Raw genomic sequence first — 19,313 nt, 5'->3', positions numbered from 1 at the left:
TAGCCATGAAGCCCAGCCGGAAAGATTCTCCCGCGTTTCGCGATGCAGCGCACAGATCCGCCGCTGCGCTCGCGTTTACGCAGGGTGCGGGGCTTTACGACGACATCCGGCCGACCTACCCGGCGAGCGTCGGCGAGCTCTTAGACTCCCCCGCCACCGTCGCCGACATCGGCTGCGGCACCGGCAAGCTCACCGAAACGCTGCTCAGCCCCGGCCGCCGCGTCCTCGCGTGCGACCCCTCCGACGACATGGTCCGGGTCTTTGCCACCCGCCTGCCGGAGGTGCCCGTGTGGCGCGCCACCGCCGAGGCCACAGCGCTTGCCGACGCCTCCGTCGACGCGCTGACCTGCGCCCAGACGTGGCACTGGGTCGACGTCCGCGCCGCGAGCAGCGAGGCCGACCGCGTGATCGCGCCCGGCGGGGAGCTGCTGTTGTGTTGGAACACCCTCGACGTGCGCCACCCGTGGGTGCTGCGCTTAAGCCGCATCATGCACTCCGGGGACGTGCAGCGCGACGGCTTCTACCCCGAGGTGAACCCGCCGTGGGCGCTGGCGCGCGAGCACCGCGAGACGTGGCTGATGCCGATGAGTACCGACGGGCTGTTCCAGCTCATGGCCACGCGCTCGTACTGGCTGCGCGCCAGCGAGGCCACCCGCGCGAAGATGCGGGCGAACCTGACCTGGTACCTCTACGAGCACCTCGGGTTTGATCCCGGCCAGGTGCTGCCGCTGCCCTACCGCACGGACGCCTTCATCTACCGCCGGCAGCGCTAGCGCGGCTTCTGGCGGCGCTCCCGGATCCGCACCGCCACGCGGATCGGCGTGCCGTGGTAGCCGAAGCGCTCGCGGAATTTCCGCTCAAGGTAACGCCGGTAGCCGGCGTCGAGGAACCCGGTGGTAAACAGCACGATTGTCGGCGGTCGCGTGGACACCATCGTTGTAAACAGCACGCGCGGCAGGCGGTTGTTCTTCATCGGCGGCGGGTTCGCGGCGATCGTCTCGCGCAGCCAGTTGTTGAGCTGGCCGGTGGAGATGCGCTTGTCCCAGTTCTCCAACGCTTCGGTCATGGCCGCCTCAAGCCGGTGCAGGCCGCGCCCGGTGTCGGCGGAGATGTTGAGCTTGGTCACCCACGGCAGGTGACCCATCATCTCGTCGAACTCGCGGTCGAAGTAGTAGCGCCGGTCCTCGTCCATCAGGTCCCACTTGTTAAAGCAGATCACCATGGCTTTACCGGCCTCGAGCACCATGGAGATAACGCGCTGGTCTTGCTCCGAGATCTCCTGGGAGGCGTCGATCAGCACGACGCACACCTCCGCCGCCTCGATGGTGCCGCGGGTTCGCAACGACGCGTAGTACTCGTGGCCCTGGGCGTTTTTCACCTTCTTGCGCAGCCCGGCGGTGTCGATGAACTTCCACAGCGCCCCGTCGAGCTGGATCAGCTCATCGACCGGGTCGACGGTGGTGCCGGCGACGTTGTCCACCACCGAACGGTTCGAGCGCGACAGTTTGTTAAGCAGGCTTGACTTGCCCACGTTGGGCCGCCCGACGATGGCCACGCGGCGCGGACCCTCCGTAATCGAGTCCGCCGCGCGGGGCTTGGCCGGAAACAGGCGCAGGATCTCGTCCAGGACGTCCGCACCGCCGCGGCCGTGCAGTGCCGAGACCGGCCACGGGTCGCCCAGGCCGAGGGAGTAGAACTCCGCGACGTCGCCCCACTGCGACTCGGATTCGAACTTGTTGGCCACCAGGATCACCGGCACGTCCGAGCGCTGCAGGTTGCGCGCCATCACCGCGTCGGTCTCCGTGATGCCCGTGTGGGAGTCAACGACCATGACGATCACGTCGGAGGTCTCCATCGCGGCCTCCGACTGGTGCGCGATCGCGGCGTGGAGGCCGCGCGCGTCGGGATCCCAGCCGCCGGTGTCCTGGACCCAGAAGCGGCGCCCGTTCCAATCGCTGATGTAGCTCACCCGGTCGCGGGTCACCCCTGGGTGGTCCTCGACAACAGCTTCGCGACGCCCAATGAACCGGTTGACCAGCGTGGACTTACCCACGTTCGGACGCCCGACGATAGAGACGGTCGGCAGGGCCTCCTCCACCATCTCGGGGCCGCTGACACCGAACTCCTCCTCGAGCGCGGCCCATTCCTCGTCGCTGAGTTCGGAATCGTCGAACTCAGGCTCGCCGAAGTCGGCCTCACCGAATTCCGATTCGTCGAAGCTAGTCTCGTCGAACTCGATCTCAAACTCGTCGTGCTCGCTCACAGTGCGCTCCCTTCAACCAGGGCGATCAGGGCTGCGAGCACGTCGTCGCGGTCCATCTCGGAGGTGTCGATAATGGTCGCGTCCTCGGCTGGGACGAGCGGGCTGGTGGCGCGCGTGGAGTCGAGCTCGTCGCGGCGCTGCACGTCCGCGAGAACGGTCTCGAAGTCCGCCTCGCGCCCGGCCGCGATGTCCTGGTCGTAGCGGCGCTTGGCCCGGACCTCCGCTGAGGCCGTCATGAACGCCTTGACGGGGGCGTCGACAAGCACGACGGTGCCGATGTCGCGGCCTTCGACGATCGCGCGGTGCGCGTCGGCCGCCAGCTTGCGCTGCAGCGCGACGAGGTTCTCGCGCACCTGCGGGATGGCGGAGACCGCGGAGACGTTGCGGGTCACCTCGGGGCCACGGATAATGCCCGAGACGTCCTCGCCGCCGAGCAGAACCTCGGTGGAGTCGGGGTCGTCCGACACGGACAGGGGCAGCTCGCGGGTGGCGTCGATTACCGCCTCGGCGTCCGCGGGATCGACGCCTGCGCGCAGCACCGCGAGGGTGGCCACGCGGTACATCGCGCCGGTGTCGATGTACTTCGCGTCAAGTTCTTTCGCGAGGCGGCGGCACGTCGTGGACTTGCCCGTCCCGGAGGGGCCGTCGACGGCGACGATCAGCCCGCCGCTGGGCATGTTCGAAAGCGCCATTACATCTCCACCGCCTTGTACAAAGAGGTCAGCTCCGCCGCGTTGAGCGCGCGCAGCGAGCCAGGTTTCATGTCGCCGAGCTGAACCGTGTGCACCTTGGTGCGCACGAGACGCTGCACCGGGTGACCGGCTGCCTTGAGCATGCGGCGCACGATGTGCTTGCGGCCCTCGTGCAGCTCGACGCGGATGATCGACTGGCCGTTGTGGGTGTCCACGATCTGGACGTAGTCGGCCTTCGCGGGGCCGTCGTCAAGCTCGATGCCCTCGCGCAGCGTCTTCACCAGGGTCGGCTTCGCCTCGCCGAGCACGGTGGCCATGTAGGTTTTCGCGATCTCGTAGCGCGGGTGCATGAGCCGGTTGGCGAGCTCGCCGTCGTTAGTCAAGATCAGCAGCCCCTCAGTGTCGGCGTCGAGGCGTCCGACATGGAACAGGCGCTGGCCCGAGGCCGTGCGCTCCGAGAGGTAGCTGCCCACCGAGGTGCGGTCCATCTCGTCCTTCATCGTGGACTGCACGCCGCGGGGCTTATTGAACACGAAGTACTCGAGCTCGTCGTTGACGTTGATGCGGGTGCCGTCGACGCGGATGACGTCGCGCGCGGGGTCGACGCGCATCCCCTGAGTGGTCACGCGGGTGCCATTGACCTCGACGCGGCCCTGGGCGATCATGACCTCGGCGTGGCGGCGCGACGCGACGCCCGCCTGGGCGAGCACCTTCTGCAGGCGCACGCCCTCAGTGGTTGGTTTCTTGTCCGACGGGTCGTCCCACCAATTGTCTTCAAGCGGGTGAGGGGTGACGTTTTGTTTCTTCGCCGGCTTCGCATAGGAGATATAGAACGGGTCGTTCTTCTCTCTATCCGGTGTGCCGTCTCGGCGAGCGGGGGGAGTCATGTGTGATCCTTTGGCAAGAATGTATGCGGTTATGAACTCTCACGACCCTACCAGGCATCTTCGATGGAATCGATTTCCGGAAGCAGCGGGGCAAGCTCCGGCAGGCGTTCGAGCGAGTCAATCCCCAGCAACTCGAGGAACAGCTCGGTGGTGACGTAACGGCGCGCCCCCGTCGCCTCCTCGGGGTCGACCTCGGCGATCAGCCCGCGCAGGGTCAGCGTGCGCATCACGCCGTCGACGTTGACGCCACGCACGCCGGAGACCTGCGAACGGGTCACCGGCTGGCGGTACGCGACCACCGCCAGCGTCTCCAGCGCCGCGCGAGACAGCGTCGACTGGGTGCCGTCGAGAAGAAAAGCCTCGACCGCGGCGGCGTTGTCGGGCCGGGTGTACAGCCGCCACCCCTCGGCAGTCTCGCGCAGGTCGATCCCGCTACCCCGCGCGTCGAGTTCCTCGGCCCACAGCCGCAGTTGCTTCTCGACGTCCCCCTCACCCGCATCCACAGCCCGCGCCAACGCCCCGACGGGCGCCGGGGAGTCCAGAACCAGCATCACCGACTCCAGCCGCGAGCGCAGCTGCGAGACCATGGGGAGAGCGTCCATGCGCGCTGATTCTACGTCCAGTTGCTCGCCGCTACGACGGCCGGGTCGACGTCGCGGCCGGTCCAGGACACATCCAACGCGCCGAGCGCCTCTTCCTGGCGGGCGTCGACGGCGCGGGCCTTGAACAGCTCCAACAGCGCGAGGAACCGGCCGACGACCTCGATAGAGCGGGTGCAGTCCCGTGTCAACGCGCCGAAGGTGACCCAGTTCTGCGCGCCGGCCAGCTTGAGCGCGGCGAGGATGTGGCCCGCCTGCTCGGGCACGGACACTGCCTGGGCGTGGACGTGGTCGGTGCGCACCTGTTCGGGCGGGCGGGGCCGGAAGACGCTTGCCGCCAGCACCGCGAAGCTCGCGGACGTGTGGCCGAGCGACACCGGCGGAAGCAGGTCGGCGAACTGCTCCTCCATCGACACCGCGCGCGGGTAACGCCGTGCCGCCGTTTTCTGCCACTGACTGAATTGCTCTGCGACGCGCTGGTAGGCGCGGTACTGCAAAAGACGGGCGAACAGCAGGTCGCGGGATTCAAGGAGTTCGAGCGTTTCGGCGTCGCTGGTCTCGCCGCGGGGCAAAAGGCGCGCTGCTTTGAGGTCAAGCAGGGTCGCGGCGATGAGGAGGAACTCGGTGACCTCGTCAAGCCCTGCGTGTTGACCCAGCGCGCGGGTATACGCGATGAACTCGTCAGTGACCTCGGCAAGCGCGACCTCGGTGACGTCGAGCTTCTTCGAGCTAATCAGGTTGAGCAACAGATCGAACGGGCCCTCGAAGTTGTTCAGCACCAGGGTAAACCCGGTGATCTCGGGCTGTTCTGCCACGGCTAGTTGTCCGTGCGCTCGAGCACCTCGAGCGCGAGGTTGCGGTACTGCTCGGCGCCCTGCGAGCGCGGGGCCCACGTGATAATCGGCTCGCCGGCGACGGAGGTCTCCGGGAAGCGCACGGTGCGGGTGATCACGGTGTCGAAGACCGTGTCGCCGAAGACCTCAAGCACCCGGTCCATCACCTCGCGCGCGTGGGAGGTGCGGCGGTCAAACATGGTGACCAGGATGCCCACGATCTCGAGGTCGAAGTTGATGCGGTCGCGCACCTTTTCCACCGTGTCCGTCAGCAGTGCGAGCCCGCGCAGGGAGAAGTACTCGCACTCCATGGGGATGATCACCCCGTGCGAGGCGGCGAGCGCGTTGACCGTGAGCAGGCCCAGCGACGGGCCGCAGTCCAGCAGGATGATGTCGTACTCCCCGCGCACCGGGCGAAGCGCCCGGGCCAGGGTGTGTTCCCGGCCTACCTCGTTAACCAACTGGATCTCGGCGGCGGACAGGTCGATGTTAGCCGGCACGAGGTCGAGCCCGGCGACGTTGGAGTGCTTGATCGCGGCGTGGATGCTCGCCGTGTTGTCGAACAACAGGTCGTAAACGGTGATCTGCTCCTCGTCATGCGGCACGCCCAACCCGGCCGAAAGCGCGCCCTGGGGGTCCAAGTCAACGAGCAGGACTTTACGGCCCTGCTCCGCCAGGCACGCCCCGAGGTTGATGGTGGACGTGGTCTTGCCCACCCCGCCCTTCTGGTTGACCATGGAGATCACCTTCGCCGGGCCGTGGCGGTCGAGCTGCTTAGGCTGGGCAAACTCGCGCAGGGGCCGGCCGGTGAGGCCGACTTTCTCCTCACCAGCTTGATCTGGCTCGAACAACGACTCGCTGGTCATCGCCATTCCTTCCCCTTGTGCGCGCATGTTGGATCTTGCTCGACGTCAAGCTTACAACACTGTCATTTCGGCTGTACGCATCTTTCACGCGCGGGGATGAGCCATGCGCCACACCTCGCGTAGGTTGTCCGCGGTGACGTGCGTGTAAATCTGTGTCGTGGTCACGGAGGCGTGGCCGAGCAGCTCCTGGACGGTGCGCACGTCGGCTCCTCCCTCGAGCAGATGCGTGGCAAAGGAGTGGCGCAGGGTGTGCGGGGAGATGTCCTTGGCCAGCCCCGCCCGCTCGGCCGCGTCTTTGATAATCCCCCACGCGCTTTGCCTAGATAGCGCTGTTCCGCGCCGGTTGAGAAACAGTGCGTGCGTCGCCCCCGTCGCCAGCGCCGGCCGCCCCCGCACCAGGTAGGCATCCACCGCCTCGCGCGCGTGCGAGCCCAGCGGAACCAACCGCTGCTTGTCGCCTTTGCCGGTGACCGTGAGCACGTCCGCGCCGGAGGCCATGTCGTCAACAACTAAGCCCAGGACCTCGGAGACGCGTGCCCCGGTGGCGTAGAGCACCTCCACCAGCGCTTTGTCGCGCAGCTCGAAGGGGGTGCGCGTGGGGCAGGCGTCGAGAAGCCGCGCGACCTCGTCGATGCTCAGCGTGTCGGGCAGCTTCTCCCCCGCCCGCGGCGGCGCGACGGCAGACGCGACGTCGGCGTGGATGAGCCCCTCGGCGGCGGCGAACTTGTGCAGCCCCCGCGCCACCACGAGCGCCCTGCTCGCCGAAGACGCCGACAGCGGCTTCGCCTCCCCGACACCGCGGCGCAGGTCAGCGACGTATGCCTCGATGTGGTTGGTGGTGACGTCGTCAAGCTGGCGGATGCCCGCTGCCTCGAGCCAGGCGAGGTAGCGCTCGACGTCACGGCGGTAGTTGCTCAGGGTGTTGGCGGACACCCCGCGCTCCACCGCGAGGTGGTTTAACCACATCGTGGCCACCTGGCGCAGGTTCATGCAGGCGGCCCCTACGACGGCTTCTTCAAGTCGCTGCCATTCGCCTTGCGACGCTCGGCCATCGAGGTCGGTCGCAGGTCGAAGGGCTCGGCGGTGCTGCGTGGCGACGCCACCCCGTCCGCAACTGCCGCTGCCGCCAACACCCCGGCGACCGCAATGGCGTTGGTGATCTCGCCGGCGAAAACCCGCGACCGGGCCTCATTGAGCGCTACCCACTCGAGCGTCATGTCGGCCTCCTCATCCTCGGCGTCCGGGCGATCCACCACGGTCAGATCGCGCGCACAGAAAACGCGCACCGCCTCCTCCGCGAACCCCGGCGAGGTCACGAGGTCCACCAGCACGCTCCAGTCGGATGCCTCAAGCCCGGCCTCTTCGTAGAGCTCGCGCTTCGCGCAGTCGAGCTCGGACTCCCCCGCCACATCCAAAATCCCCGCGGGCAACTCCTGCAGGCGACGCTTCACCGAGTGGCGGTACTGCGTCACCAGGGCAATGCGGTTGCCCTCATCGAGCGCGACGACCGCCACGGCGCCGAGATGCTCGACGATCTCGCGCTTCGCATCGCCTCCGCCCGGCATGGTCACGGTGTCGCGGCGCAGGGCGAGGATGGGGGCGTCGACAAGCAGCTCGGAATGGGTCACGGTGAAGTTGTGCGGCATGTCTGTCAACTGTAGTTGCCCTACGGCAGCTCGTCGCGCAGGGTGAACACGGTGTTGACGCGGCCAGCCTCGGTGTCGGCGTAGTCGACGCGCGGCGCGCCCTCGCTCGCGGCGGTGCCCTCGCCCGTGACGACGAGCGTGCCCCCGGCGGCGTTGAAGGCCTGCGCCATGTCAGCGAGCAGCCGGTCGGCGTAGGGGGAATCCTGCGCGGTGGGCCCCGTCAGCAGCACGGCGGCGTCGGCCGCGGTGACGGAGTCGTCGTAAGTGAGAAAACCCGCCTGCGCCAGCGTCTCAAGCAGGAAGTCGCGATCAGTCGCGCTCGCCTCCCCGAGCCCCGCGGCCAGCGCCTCACCTGCGTGAACGCCGGGCGAGCGGTTGTCCACGGACAGCTGCGCGCCGGCGGGCAAGGTACTGGAGATGATGGTGCTTAGCTCGTTTGCCGCGTCCTGGGAGGTGAACTTCTCCGTCAGCGTGATCGTGCCGGCGTTGTCGGCACCCGCGGTGTTGAGCAGCCAGCGCTGCTTGTCCGCGCTGTCGTCGTCAACACCCGCGGCGCGAATCATTACGATCGCGTTGCCCTCGAGCTCGCCCTCGACCATCTCCTCGGCCTTGGCCGCCAGCACCTCGTTCGCGGCGGCCGCCTCGGCCTCAGCGGACTGCTCCTGTGGGTCCCGGCTTTGCGCCTCGCTTGTCGACGCCCCCTGCAACGCCCCCATCGCTGGCGCGATGAGCAGCACTCCCAGAGCGAGACCCGCCGCAAGTCCCCAGCCGAGCCCCGCGGCAACGAAACCCGGTGCACCTGTGTTCTGCCTCATTTAGCTAAACCACCCCTGCACGCGCAGCGCGATCTGGTTCCACGTGTCGACCAGGTTCTCCGTAAACTCCCCCGGCCCGCCGAGGCCGACGATGAGGATCACCGCAGCCAGCGCCACCAGGATCCCAAGGATCGCCCACGCCCAGGCCACGCCGGAGCCGGAGGTCGTGCGGTAGAGGTTTTCGATGGCGGTCGAATCGACCAGGCGCCCCCCGGCTTTCAACCGCGTGAGCAGGGCCGCCGGGGAGGCGTCCGCCGGGTTGGCAAAGATACGGTCAAGGTCGACCGGGTCGCCGACGGTGACAATCATCTCGGCATTGTGGAAGGTGGCCAGCAGGATCGCCAGATCGGTCGGCGAGTTCGTAGCCGCCGGGAACGTCATCGCTCCGACGCCCAGGTCCTGGATGCGCTCGAGGCCCACCGCGTGCCCATCGGGGTCAGCGGGCAGGATCACGCGCGCATGGCCGCGCAGGCTCTCCGCGGAGATGTCCACTGGGTCGCCGACGATGAAGTCGGGGTTGTAGCCCATGTCCACCAGCGTGTCGGCTGCGGGGCCGACACCGATGATCACCGGGGAGTATTCGCGGATAAAGTTGCGCAGGTTCTCAACCCGGTTCCGCAGCTCAGCGCCGGCATCGGTCAGCGGGGAAACGACGAGCACCTTGCGCCCCGCCATCGCTTCTCCCAGCTCGGGCACCCCGACGCCGTCGATAAGCAGCGGCGATTCCGAGTGGATGAACTGGATGGTGTTGCCGAAGTAGGCCTCCATGTTGTCCACGAGGCTGCGCTGCGCGGCGGCGAAGTTCGCATCCACGCTGCCGCGATCGACAAACACGCCGTTGCCGGCGAGCTTCTTGCCCACGTAGATCGCGCCGTCGGCCCAAATCGTGGCCTTCTTGCCGCTGCGCAGCACCGAACGCGCCTCCGCGCCGGCGCCCTCGACGAGCGGAACTCCGGCGTCAAGCAACACGTGGGGGCCGTAGTTGGGAATCGAGCCGGTGGAGAAGCTCGCGAGGTTGACCACGGCGGCGGGTTTGGCGTCGGCAAGCAGCTCGGCCTCGCGACGCGTCATGTCGGGCGAGTCAACGACGGCGATGTCGCCGGCGGCGAGCTTTCCCAGGCCCTTGCCCTGCGGCATGCAATCGCGGATGCGCCCGGTCAGCCCGGTGAGATCCGTGGCGCCCGAATTGGAAGCATTGACAGTCATGCGCGACATTATGCACGCTCAACCTGCAGATTTGTTCGAGGCGCGCGGGGTTTTAGCCCCGCATCTTTGCCACATCCTCGGCGGCGCGCTGCAGAAGCTCCGCGGCGTGCGCCCTGCCGGTCGCGGAGTCGTCCATGCCGGCGAGCATGCGCGCCAGCTCCTCGACGCGGTCGTCGCCGCTCAGCTCAGCAACTCCGGAGGTCACCGTGTCGTCGCCGACGTTCTTCGCCACGTGCAGGTGGGTGTCCGCGTACGCCGCGACCTGCGGTAAGTGCGTGACCACGATGACCTGGTTGTTGGTCGCCAACCGCGCCAGGCGGCGCCCAATCTGCACCGCTGCGCGCCCGCCCACGCCCGCGTCGACCTCGTCAAACACCAGCGTCGCGCCGCTCGTCGAGCCGCTTAGGATCACCTCGAGGGCAAGCATCACGCGCGAGAGCTCACCACCGGAGGCGCTGGTTGCCAGCGGCTGGGGCTCAAGCGCGGAGTTCGGCGCCAGCTTCAGCTCCACCGCATCAGCGCCGTCGCGGCTAAAGTCGCTCCCGCTCACCGCGACGATCAGGCGCGCCTTGGGCATCGCCAGGCCCTGCAGCTCGGCGGTGACCTTCTCCCCCAGTTCCTTCGCCGCCGCCACCCGCGCCTTCGTCAGCGTCGCCGCGCGGGCTGCCATGTCCTGCTCCAGGGCGGAGACTTTGGATCGCAGCTCCTCGACGGCCTCGGCCGAGGTGTCGATTTTGCTCAGTCGCTTGGCGGCCTTCTTGCGCCACGCAATCACCCCGGCGATGTCGGGCGCGTACTTGCGGGTGAGCGTCTTGAGCTCCTGCTGGCGCTGCAGCATCCGCTCGAGCTCGTCGACGTCGTCAGGCAAGTCCGCGACGAAGCTGCCGAGCTCGGCGGAGACGTCGGAAAGCACCGCGGCCACCTCGCCGAGGCGGGAGCCGAGTTCTTTGAGCGAGGCATCGCTTGACGACGCCAACGCGTCGGCCGCCACGCCCACCAGCGTGGAAGCGGCCGCGTCGTCGCCTGAGGAATAACCCCCGGCAGCCTCGGCGCCGTCGATCGCGGCCAGCGCGGCCCGGGCGGCGTCGCGCAGCGCGTCGACATCCTGGAGCCGGTTAATCGCCGTGACCAGGTCGGTGTCTTCACCCTCTGTGGGGGCGACCTCGTCGATCTCCGCGAGCGCGAACGTGAGCTGGTCGACCTCCTGGGCGAGCTCGCGGCGCTTCTCCGTGCGGTCCCTTAAATCCTTGTCCGCCTCGCGCCAGGCCGACCACGCCGCGCGGTAGGCGTCGAGCTTGGCACCGATCGCGTGGTCGAAGCGGTCGAGGGCTGCGAGCTGCTGGTCCGGCGACATGAGTCGAAGTTGGTCGTTTTGGCCGTGGATGGTCAGAAGGTGCCCCGTGAACTCACCGAGGGTGGCGGCCGGGACCGTGCGCCCGCTGATGTGCGCTTTCGACCTTCCCGTCGCCTTCACCGAGCGCGAGACGATATATTCGCCGTTCTCGTCGGCCTCGGCGCCAGCTCCCTCCGCCACGGCGGCAGCGGCACCCGCCTGCGCGGCATCGAGCCCGCCGACGCTAAACGCACCCTCGATGACGGCCTGGTCAGTGCCCGTGCGCACCAGCGACGCCTCGGCGCGCCGGCCGGTGAGCAGGCGCAACCCGCTGACCACCATTGTTTTGCCCGCGCCGGTCTCGCCTGTGAGCACGGTCAATCCGGCGGAAAGCTCCGCGGTGGCTCGCGGGATGACCCCCAGGTTGGTGATCGTGATTTCTGCGAGCATGGAGCTCCTACTTCTTCAGCGGTCCGCGCCAGCCGGAGACCGGCAGCTGGAATTTGTGCACGAGACGGTCGGTGAAGGGATGCTCGTCGAGCCGTACCCAGCGCACAGGGCGGCGCCCTCGGACAGCCTCGACGCGCGACCCGGGTGGCATCTCGATGGTGCGGAACCCGTCGAGCACGACGTTCGCCTCGCCAGTGCTCGACTCCGACTCGACCGCCACCATGGAACGCGGGGAGACAACCAGCGGCTTGGTAAACAGGGCGTGCGCGTTGTTGGGCACGACGAGCAGCGCCTCGACCTCGGGCCAGAGCACGGGACCGCCGGCGGCGAACGCGTAGGCGGTCGAGCCCGTCGGGGTGGAGATGAGCACGCCGTCGCAGCCAAAGGACGACACTGGGCGGTAGTCCACCTCCAAGATGGCGTCCATCACCCGGGTGCGGTTGACGTTCTCGATGCTGGCCTCGTTGAGCGCCCAGCCCTTGCCAATCTCGTTGTTTTCCGTATCGGTGACGACGACGTCGATGGTCATACGGTCCTCGATGCGATACGCCCGGTCGATCACGCGACCGATCGCCTCGTCAAGGCTTTCCTGCTCCCATTCCGCGAGGAACCCGACGTGGCCCAGGTTGATTCCCAGCACGGGAACGTCCTGCTCGTGGGCGTAGTTTGCGGCGCGCAGGAAGGTGCCGTCGCCGCCGAGTACCAGCACCAGCTCGCAACCGGCGGCGGCTTCGGGGCCGTCCTCGGCGCGGTCAAGCTTCTGCAAGGCCGGCTCCTCGTCAACGGGGCCCATTCGGCCCTGGTCGAGCAAACGCACCTCGATGCCGGCCTGGGACAGAAGCTCGGCGGCACGAGCGGCGGCGTAGATGTTGCCCGCGCGGTAAGTGTGCGGGACAAGCAGGATCGTGCGCTCGATGATACCGGTCATAGTCTTACTTAAGGTCCTTCCTCGACGGCGCGTGCCACCAGTGCGTTCAGTGAGGCGTCGTCAAGCATGGATGCGTGCGCATCCTTGACGAGCCATAGGAAATATTCTACGTTGCCGCTCGGACCGGGCAGCGGCGAGGCAACCACGTCGCGCACGCTCAGCCCCAGCGACTGGGCAAACCGCGCCACGTGCGCGGTCACCTCGGCGCGTAGCTGCGGCGAGCGCACCACTCCGCCGCTGCCGAGGCGCTCTTTGCCCACCTCGAACTGCGGCTTGACCATGGGCAACAAGTCCGCCCCGGGCGCCATGCACTCCGCGATGGCGGGCAGCACAAGCGTCAGCGAAATGAAGCTCAGATCGCCCACCATCAGGTCGGCCTGCCCACCCATCATCTCGGGAGTCAGATGCCGGATGTTTGTCCGGTCGAGCACGCGCACCCGAGGATCGTTTTGCAACCGCCACACGAGCTGCCCGTAACCCACATCCACCGCCACGACCTCGCGCGCACCCTTCGCCAGCAGCACGTCGGTGAACCCGCCTGTCGATGCGCCAGCGTCAAGCGCACGCCGCTTCTCGACGCTCAACCCACGCGCCTCAAACACATCCAGCGCCCCCAGCAGCTTGTGCGCCCCGCGCGAGGCCCACTCGTCGGCGTCCTCGACGTTGATCTTGATGGACGCCTCCGGCTCCACCACCGTGGCCGGCTTCGTGGCAACGAACCCCCCAACCTCGACGCGGCCCTGCTTGATCCAGTCCTGGGCCTGCTCACGCGAGCGCGCAAGTTTGCGCCGAACGATCTCGGCGTCGAGTCGTCTGCGTCCTGGAGCCATAGCAGCGGCCTCCTTTTACAAGCTAGCTATTCGGCGTTGAGCGCGTGGTTGAGCACAGCATGAGCCCTGTGCAGCTGGTCGGCTTCCTCAGCCAGTGTGTCCGCGGGCTCGTCGAGAATTTCCGCGATGCGCTGGGAGACCTCCTCGGGGCTTGTGTGCACACCGCGTGGGTCGCGCGGGATCGGACCTTGGTTTACCACCATTGCGCGGTCGCCTCCTCGGCGGCGTCCGAGTTGGGGCGCACGAGGGCCGGCGGCTCCTCCATGAGCCACGCGACTTCAAGAACCGTGCGCAGCGCCTCGGTGCTGGTCGCGCCCGGGTTTCCGCGGCTGAGGATGATGTCGTGGCCGTCGACGCGCGCCGAGAATCCGCCTTGCGCGCGCGGACGCAAGCTCTCCGGCTCGTGCCCTAGGGCCGCCATGCCATCCGCGATAAAGGTGGGGCGAAACTCCCTCGGCGCCTCAAGCAGCGCCAACGGCCCGGAGACGCCGGTGAGGACGTGCAGCGCGGGAATACCGGCAGCGACCGCCCCAGCGATGTCCGTATCCAGCCTGTCGCCGACCGCCAAGGGCCGCTTCGCCCCGGCACGCTGCGCTGCTTGCAGGAACATGGCCGGTTCAGGCTTACCGGCCGAGGTGGGGACAACGCCCGTGGCGGAGGTGACCGCCGCGACCATCGAGCCGTTGCCGACGAGCAAACCGCGCTCCGACGGCAGCGTCGTATCGAGATTCGACACCACGTACCGCGCACCGTTGGCGATGGCGAGCGCCGCCTCCGACAGCTGCGCCCACCCGGTTTCCGGGTTGTGGCCCTGCAATACCGCCACGGGCTTCTCGTCGGCGGACTCGACGACACGGAAACCCGCCTCACGTACCAAGTCCTTGAACGATGGCGCGCCCACCACGAGGATAGGGTCGCCGGCGTTGAGATTTTGACTCACCAGCGACACCGCGGCCTGGGCTGACGTGACGACGTCCTCCGGGCTCGCATCCAGCCCCGCCGCACGCAACTTCGCTGCGACGTCGGCCGGGCCGCGCGAGGCGTTGTTGGTGATGTACAGCGCGGGCAGTTGCGATGCGACGATTGACTCAACGGATCCCGGCAGCGCCAGCTCACCGGCCCACACGGTGCCATCGAGGTCGAGCAGGAGGGCGTCGAAAAGCGAGCTCAAAGTCATAGAGCTCACCCTAGCTAAGCTCCTCGACACGGGCCGCGGCATCCGTCATTTCGTCCTGGTCAATCTCTGCGACGTGCTCGAACCACTTCTTGGCCTCGGCGTCGCGACCAAGCGCGAGCAGCGCGTCAGCATACGCGTAGGCGAGGCGCGCGGACTCGGGGTCGCGGGAGTCAAGCGAGGGGTTCAGGCGCTGCAAAGTGGCCAAAGCAGCCTCATGCTGGCCCAAGTCGTGGCGGGCGCCAGCCAGAACGATCCCTAGCTCGATCTTGCCGGCGGGGTCTAGCTCACTCGCCTCTGGGCCACGCCCGATCTCGAGCGCCTTCTCCGGCCGGCCGAGACCGCGCTCGGCGTCAGCCATCACCGCGAGCAGGCCGGGGCCACCCGAAATACGGCGCGCGGCACGCAGCTCCGCCAGCGCCTCCTTCCACTCGCCGGCGTGGTACGCGACGATGCCGTTGGTCTCACGCACGACACCCACGCGACCAGCGCGGTTTTTCGCGGCGCGCGCGTGACGAAGCGCCGCGTGTGGGTCGTCGGCAAGCAACGTCGTAGCCATGATCATGTGCTTGGCCACGCGATCGGCGTTGTCTTTGGACAGCACGCGCAGGTCCTGCAGAACGGAGCGGTCGAGGTCGCGGACGTCGATATCGTCGGGAAGATCGGGCTCAGAGAGCTTCTGGTTCATCCGGTCTTCGCGGAAACCTTGGCGCTGCGGGTTAAAGCTATCCCTGCGCTCGCGACGATCGTCGCGGCCGCGGTGGCCGCCCTGGCCGCGCTGGCCTCGCTGCGAATCGCGGCCTCGACCGCTGCCCGAGCGACCGCGGTCGTCACGAGAGTGCGAACCTACATTGTCTGCCATTTAATGCCCTTCCTAAACGTAGCGCCCATTATAGGCTGTGCACGGAGCTGGACTTTAACGCGATGCGCCATTGGGAGCTCGATGGGGGTTGGATCGGTCTGTTGCGGACTCTGCCGTGGCAGAGTCGGTGGAGTCCGCCAGTGGACTCAGCAAGGAGGGCCTTTCTGGATTTACTGGGCCGGCTAGCTTAGCGGCGGTTCGACTCTGCCGTGGCGGAGTCCGCAATGCGGAGTGGCCGGGGGTGGAGCGCTCGTGGATCGAGCGATGCGTTGGTTCGAGCATCATCTCACTCTGCCGTGGCGGAGTCCACGATCTGGCTAACTCCAACCGGCTGGACTCTGCCGTGGCGGAGTCCGCGGTGCGGATTAGAGCGCCTTCCTGACTCTGCGGTGGCGGAGTTTGCTGTAGGAACCAATCAGGTAACCCATGTGTTGTGGGCAAAAGCAGAACGCACCCCCCGACCACCGGGTTGTTGCCCTTTGTTGGGGGCTTGCTTCCTGTGGTTGGGGGGTGCGATTGTTGTTGTTAAGTTGTTGGGTCGGCGGTAACTTACTCTCCCACCCCCTCCCGGGGGCAGTACCATCAGCGCGGGCGGGCTTAGCTTCCGGGTTCGGAATGGGTCCGGGCGTTTCCCCGCCGCCATCAACCACCGACACAATCGTGGGGTACACATATTTTATTGTTGTTGTGACACTGCCACCGTGCTGTTAACGGTGGTGGGGGGTGTGGTGTGTCAGATACTGCATAGTGGACGCGTCGCACACACACTTTGTGTGTGGTGTTTGTGTTTTTTGTTGGTGTATTAGTACCAGTCACCTTCAACGGTTGCCCGTCTTCTAGATCTGGCCTATCAACCCCATAGTCTGTGGGGAACCTCAAAAGAAACCTCATCTTAAAACAGGCTTCCCGCTTAGATGCTTTCAGCGGTTATCCCTTCCGTACGTAGCCAACCAGCCGTGCTCCTGGCGGAACAACTGGCACACCAGAGGTACGTCCGTCCCGGTCCTCTCGTACTAGGGACAGCCTTCTTCAAGTTTCAACGCGCGCGGCGGATAGAGACCGAACTGTCTCACGACGTTCTGAACCCAGCTCGCGTGCCGCTTTAATGGGCGAACAGCCCAACCCTTGGGACCTACTCCAGCCCCAGGATGCGACGAGCCGACATCGAGGTGCCAAACCATCCCGTCGATATGGACTCTTGGGGAAGATCAGCCTGTTATCCCCGGGGTACCTTTTATCCGTTGAGCGACACCACTTCCACACGTTGGTGCCGGATCACTAGTCCCGACTTTCGTCCCTGCTCGACATGTACGTCTCACAGTCAAGCTCCCTTGTGCACTTACACTCTTACACCTGATTGCCAACCAGGCTGAGGGAACCTTTGGGCGCCTCCGTTACTCTTTGGGAGGCAACCGCCCCAGTTAAACTACCCACCAGGCACTGTCCCCAACCCAGATCATGGGCCAAGGTTAAGGTATCCACTACGGTCAGAGTGGTATTTCAACAACGACTCCACCACCACTAGCGTGACGGCTTCACAGTCTCCCACCTATCCTACACAAACCGCACCGAACACCAATACCAAGCTATAGTGAAGGTCCCGGGGTCTTTTCGTCCTGCCGCGCGAAACGAGCATCTTTACTCGTACTGCAATTTCACCGGGCCTGTGGTTGAGACAGCAGGGGAGTCGTTACGCCATTCGTGCAGGTCGGAACTTACCCGACAAGGAATTTCGCTACCTTAGGATGGTTATAGTTACCACCGCCGTTTACTGGGGCTTAAATTCTCCGCTTCGAACCACAAGGGCTCTAACAGGTCCTCTTAACCTTCCAGCACCGGGCAGGCGTCGGTCCGTATACATCAACATCACGTCTTCGCACGGACCTGTGTTTTTGATAAACAGTCGCTCCCCTCTATTCTCTGCGACCCCCACCAGCACAACAACCGTAAAAGCTGCGCACCGGTAGAGGTCCCCCTTCTCCCGAAGTTACGGGGGTATTTTGCCGAGTTCCTTAACCACAGTTCACCCGACCGCCTTAGTATTCTCTACCTGACTACCTGTGTCGGTTTCGGGTACGGGCCGTGTACACACTCGCTAGAGGCTTTTCTCGGCAGTACAGGATCACCTACATCACCCCTTAAGGGGCTACGCATCACGCCTCACACTTTGTGACAACAAGCATTTGACTCATCGTCGTGCCACACGCTTACACCACAATCCAATAAGTGGCTAGGCTACCTCACTGCGTCACCCCATCACTGGGCTACTACGGTTTAGGCCCCACGCATCACACACCACCGATCAACCCCCGAAGGGATCATCATATGGTGCGGTCAGGGTGGTTAGTATCACCGATTCACCCTTGGGCGCATATACACGGGTACGGGAATATCAACCCGTTAACCATCGACTACGCCTGTCGGCCTCGCCTTAGGACCCGACTCACCCTGGGAAGACGAACTTGACCCAGGAACCCTTAGTCATCCGGCGGATAAGATTCTCACTTATCACTCGTTACTCATGCCTGCATTCTCACTCGTGTACAGTCCACAACCCCTTACAGTATTGCTTCACCCCATACACGACGCTCCCCTACCCACACTAAATAGTGTGCCGCGGCTTCGGCGGTGTACTTGAGCCCCACTGAATTGTCGGCGCAGAACCACTCGACCAGTGAGCTATTACGCACTCTTTCAAGGATGGCTGCTTCTAAGCCAACCTCCTGGCTGTCTTCGCGATCCCACATCCTTTTCCACTTAGTACACCCTTAGGGGCCTTAACCGGCGATCTGGGCTGTTTCCCTCTCGACTATGAAGCTTATCCCCCACAGTCTCACTGCCATAGAACACTTAAACCGGCATTCGGAGTTTGGCTGACATTGCTAAGATGATAGTCCCGCTCAACCAACCAGTAGCTCTACCTCCGGCAAGTTACTACAACGCTGCACCTAAATGCATTTCGGGGAGAACCAGCTATCACGGAGTTTGATTGGCCTTTCACCCCTACCCACAACTCATCCCCTCAGTTTTCAACCTAAGTGGGTTCGCGCCTCCACAACCTCTTACAGCTGCTTCACACTGGCCATGGGTAGATCACCCCGCTTCGGGTCCAGGACATGCCACTAAAACACCCTTATTAGGATTCGCTTTCGCTACGGCTACCCCACACAACGGGTTAACCTCGCGACATGCCGCTGACTCGCAGGCTCATTCTTCAAAAGGCACGCCATCACACACACGAGGTGCTCTGACGGATTGTAAGCGCACGGTTTCAGGAACTATTTCACTCCCCTCCCGGGGTACTTTTCACCATTCCCTCACGGTACTATCCACTATCGGTCACACTGAGTATTTAGGCTTACCGGGTGGTCCCGGCAGATTCACAGCAGATTCCACGAGCCCGCTGCTACTCGGGACACAATCAACGCACACATTGCATGTTTTCACGTACAGGGGCTCTCACCCACTACGGCGCACCATCCCAAGTGACTTCCGCTAACACACAACACACACGCACCAAGTCGACAGCCCTGGTAACAATCACATCCCACAACCCCACACACGCAACCCCTGCCAGGTATCACACGCACATGGTTTAGCCTCATCCACGTTCGCTCGCCGCTACTAGCAGAATCATTATTATTTTCCTCTCCTGCGGGTACTGAGATGTTTCACTTCCCCGCGTACACCCCCACACAAGCTATGAATTCACCTGCGGGTAACACCACACAACTGGTGCTGGGTTTCCCCATTCGGACATCCTCGGATCAACGCTTAGTTGGCAACTCCCCGAGGCATAACGCAGCCTCACACGTCCTTCATCGGCTCAGCATGCCAAGGCATCCACCGTACGCCCTTGATAAAAAACACTACAAAACACACACACAAAAAATAAAGATGCTCGCGTCCACTATACAGTTCTCACACAC

At 65.2% G+C, this 19,313-nt stretch carries 17 protein-coding genes and 2 rRNA genes; 1 reads left to right on the top strand and 18 read right to left on the bottom strand.

What is annotated here, in order from left to right; translation table 11 throughout:
• Positions 1 to 5: 5 nt before the first annotated feature.
• Positions 6 to 773 (top strand): class I SAM-dependent methyltransferase, encoded by a 768-nt coding sequence (locus RIU96_RS08160; RefSeq protein WP_258562811.1) that lies wholly within the window; start codon positions 6 to 8, stop codon positions 771 to 773.
• Here RIU96_RS08160 and der read toward each other — a convergent pair.
• The 18 genes from der to RIU96_RS08070 form a co-directional block, all read right to left on the bottom strand.
• A complete protein-coding gene (gene der, locus RIU96_RS08155) occupies positions 770 to 2,263 on the bottom strand; it encodes a ribosome biogenesis GTPase Der (RefSeq protein WP_136648523.1) in 1,494 nt (497 codons plus the stop codon). The genes RIU96_RS08160 and der overlap by 4 nt on opposite strands.
• Entirely contained in the window at positions 2,260 to 2,955 is a 696-nt protein-coding gene (gene cmk, locus RIU96_RS08150; protein WP_144689298.1) for a (d)CMP kinase, read from the bottom strand. Before cmk ends, der begins: the two co-directional genes overlap by 4 nt.
• On the bottom strand, positions 2,955 to 3,842 hold the full coding sequence (locus RIU96_RS08145; RefSeq protein WP_259790496.1) for a pseudouridine synthase: 888 nt from the start codon (positions 3,840 to 3,842) through the stop codon (positions 2,955 to 2,957). Before RIU96_RS08145 ends, cmk begins: the two co-directional genes overlap by 1 nt.
• 47 nt (positions 3,843 to 3,889) lie before the next feature.
• Positions 3,890 to 4,444 carry an SMC-Scp complex subunit ScpB gene (locus RIU96_RS08140; protein ID WP_144318301.1) on the bottom strand — a complete coding sequence of 185 codons (555 nt, stop codon included), beginning with the start codon at positions 4,442 to 4,444 and terminating at the stop codon, positions 3,890 to 3,892.
• A gap of 11 nt (positions 4,445 to 4,455) precedes the next feature.
• Positions 4,456 to 5,256 (bottom strand): segregation and condensation protein A, encoded by an 801-nt coding sequence (locus tag RIU96_RS08135; RefSeq protein WP_259809928.1) that lies wholly within the window; start codon positions 5,254 to 5,256, stop codon positions 4,456 to 4,458.
• 2 nt (positions 5,257 to 5,258) lie between these two features.
• Positions 5,259 to 6,140, bottom strand: a complete 882-nt coding sequence (locus RIU96_RS08130) for a ParA family protein (protein ID WP_136648555.1) — start codon at positions 6,138 to 6,140, stop codon at positions 5,259 to 5,261.
• An 84-nt stretch (positions 6,141 to 6,224) separates the two neighbouring features.
• Complete coding sequence (gene xerD, locus RIU96_RS08125; RefSeq protein WP_259807268.1) at positions 6,225 to 7,130, bottom strand: site-specific tyrosine recombinase XerD; 906 nt, start codon at positions 7,128 to 7,130, stop codon at positions 6,225 to 6,227.
• An 11-nt stretch (positions 7,131 to 7,141) separates the two neighbouring features.
• The gene (locus RIU96_RS08120; RefSeq protein WP_259807266.1) at positions 7,142 to 7,786 is read right to left on the bottom strand and encodes an NUDIX domain-containing protein; all 645 of its coding nucleotides are present in this window, start codon (positions 7,784 to 7,786) and stop codon (positions 7,142 to 7,144) included.
• A 20-nt stretch (positions 7,787 to 7,806) separates the two neighbouring features.
• Positions 7,807 to 8,601, bottom strand: a complete 795-nt coding sequence (locus tag RIU96_RS08115) for a copper transporter (protein WP_259809930.1) — start codon at positions 8,599 to 8,601, stop codon at positions 7,807 to 7,809.
• Positions 8,602 to 9,816, bottom strand: a complete 1,215-nt coding sequence (steA, locus tag RIU96_RS08110) for a putative cytokinetic ring protein SteA (RefSeq protein WP_375544597.1) — start codon at positions 9,814 to 9,816, stop codon at positions 8,602 to 8,604.
• Positions 9,817 to 9,859: 43 nt separating this feature from the next.
• Positions 9,860 to 11,590: a DNA repair protein RecN gene (gene recN / locus RIU96_RS08105; protein ID WP_136648542.1), complete on the bottom strand. Its 1,731-nt coding sequence runs from the start codon at positions 11,588 to 11,590 to the stop codon at positions 9,860 to 9,862.
• 7 nt (positions 11,591 to 11,597) lie between these two features.
• Entirely contained in the window at positions 11,598 to 12,518 is a 921-nt protein-coding gene (locus RIU96_RS08100; RefSeq protein ID WP_136648545.1) for an NAD kinase, read from the bottom strand.
• A gap of 8 nt (positions 12,519 to 12,526) precedes the next feature.
• Positions 12,527 to 13,348, bottom strand: a complete 822-nt coding sequence (locus RIU96_RS08095) for a TlyA family RNA methyltransferase (protein ID WP_136648547.1) — start codon at positions 13,346 to 13,348, stop codon at positions 12,527 to 12,529.
• A gap of 26 nt (positions 13,349 to 13,374) precedes the next feature.
• Positions 13,375 to 13,551, bottom strand: coding sequence for a hypothetical protein (locus tag RIU96_RS08090; RefSeq protein WP_153257541.1), 177 nt, complete (start codon positions 13,549 to 13,551; stop codon positions 13,375 to 13,377).
• The gene (locus RIU96_RS08085) at positions 13,542 to 14,525 is read right to left on the bottom strand and encodes an HAD-IIA family hydrolase (protein ID WP_170228701.1); all 984 of its coding nucleotides are present in this window, start codon (positions 14,523 to 14,525) and stop codon (positions 13,542 to 13,544) included. The genes RIU96_RS08090 and RIU96_RS08085 overlap by 10 nt, the downstream gene beginning before the upstream one ends.
• A 10-nt stretch (positions 14,526 to 14,535) precedes the next feature.
• The gene (locus RIU96_RS08080) at positions 14,536 to 15,384 is read right to left on the bottom strand and encodes a tetratricopeptide repeat protein (protein WP_181730160.1); all 849 of its coding nucleotides are present in this window, start codon (positions 15,382 to 15,384) and stop codon (positions 14,536 to 14,538) included.
• A gap of 536 nt (positions 15,385 to 15,920) precedes the next feature.
• Positions 15,921 to 16,038 (bottom strand): 5S ribosomal RNA (gene rrf / locus RIU96_RS08075).
• Between the two features lie 128 nt (positions 16,039 to 16,166).
• Positions 16,167 to 19,254: ribosomal RNA gene (locus RIU96_RS08070) — 23S ribosomal RNA — on the bottom strand.
• Between the last annotated feature and the right edge of the window lie 59 nt (positions 19,255 to 19,313).

This window comes from Corynebacterium sp. Z-1, assembly GCF_031844665.1.
In the GTDB taxonomy this organism is placed as follows: Bacteria; Actinomycetota; Actinomycetes; order Mycobacteriales; family Mycobacteriaceae; genus Corynebacterium; species Corynebacterium sanguinis.
The sequence above is the reverse complement of the archived record's forward strand: the minus strand, read 5'-3'. Positions and strand labels throughout refer to the sequence as shown.

Coding starts and splice junctions, on each gene's coding strand:
- recN (WP_136648542.1), bottom strand. CDS start 11,590: ATGCTCGCAGAAATCACGATCACCAACCTGGGGGTCATCCCGCGAGCC.
- RIU96_RS08080 (WP_181730160.1), bottom strand. CDS start 15,384: ATGGCAGACAATGTAGGTTCGCACTCTCGTGACGACCGCGGTCGCTCG.
- RIU96_RS08100 (WP_136648545.1), bottom strand. CDS start 12,518: ATGACCGGTATCATCGAGCGCACGATCCTGCTTGTCCCGCACACTTAC.
- RIU96_RS08095 (WP_136648547.1), bottom strand. CDS start 13,348: ATGGCTCCAGGACGCAGACGACTCGACGCCGAGATCGTTCGGCGCAAA.
- RIU96_RS08115 (WP_259809930.1), bottom strand. CDS start 8,601: ATGAGGCAGAACACAGGTGCACCGGGTTTCGTTGCCGCGGGGCTCGGC.
- RIU96_RS08120 (WP_259807266.1), bottom strand. CDS start 7,786: ATGCCGCACAACTTCACCGTGACCCATTCCGAGCTGCTTGTCGACGCC.
- RIU96_RS08090 (WP_153257541.1), bottom strand. CDS start 13,551: ATGGTGGTAAACCAAGGTCCGATCCCGCGCGACCCACGCGGTGTGCAC.
- xerD (WP_259807268.1), bottom strand. CDS start 7,130: ATGAACCTGCGCCAGGTGGCCACGATGTGGTTAAACCACCTCGCGGTG.
- cmk (WP_144689298.1), bottom strand. CDS start 2,955: ATGGCGCTTTCGAACATGCCCAGCGGCGGGCTGATCGTCGCCGTCGAC.
- RIU96_RS08085 (WP_170228701.1), bottom strand. CDS start 14,525: ATGACTTTGAGCTCGCTTTTCGACGCCCTCCTGCTCGACCTCGATGGC.
- RIU96_RS08145 (WP_259790496.1), bottom strand. CDS start 3,842: ATGACTCCCCCCGCTCGCCGAGACGGCACACCGGATAGAGAGAAGAAC.
- RIU96_RS08130 (WP_136648555.1), bottom strand. CDS start 6,140: ATGACCAGCGAGTCGTTGTTCGAGCCAGATCAAGCTGGTGAGGAGAAA.
- steA (WP_375544597.1), bottom strand. CDS start 9,816: ATGTCGCGCATGACTGTCAATGCTTCCAATTCGGGCGCCACGGATCTC.
- RIU96_RS08160 (WP_258562811.1), top strand. CDS start 6: ATGAAGCCCAGCCGGAAAGATTCTCCCGCGTTTCGCGATGCAGCGCAC.
- RIU96_RS08140 (WP_144318301.1), bottom strand. CDS start 4,444: ATGGACGCTCTCCCCATGGTCTCGCAGCTGCGCTCGCGGCTGGAGTCG.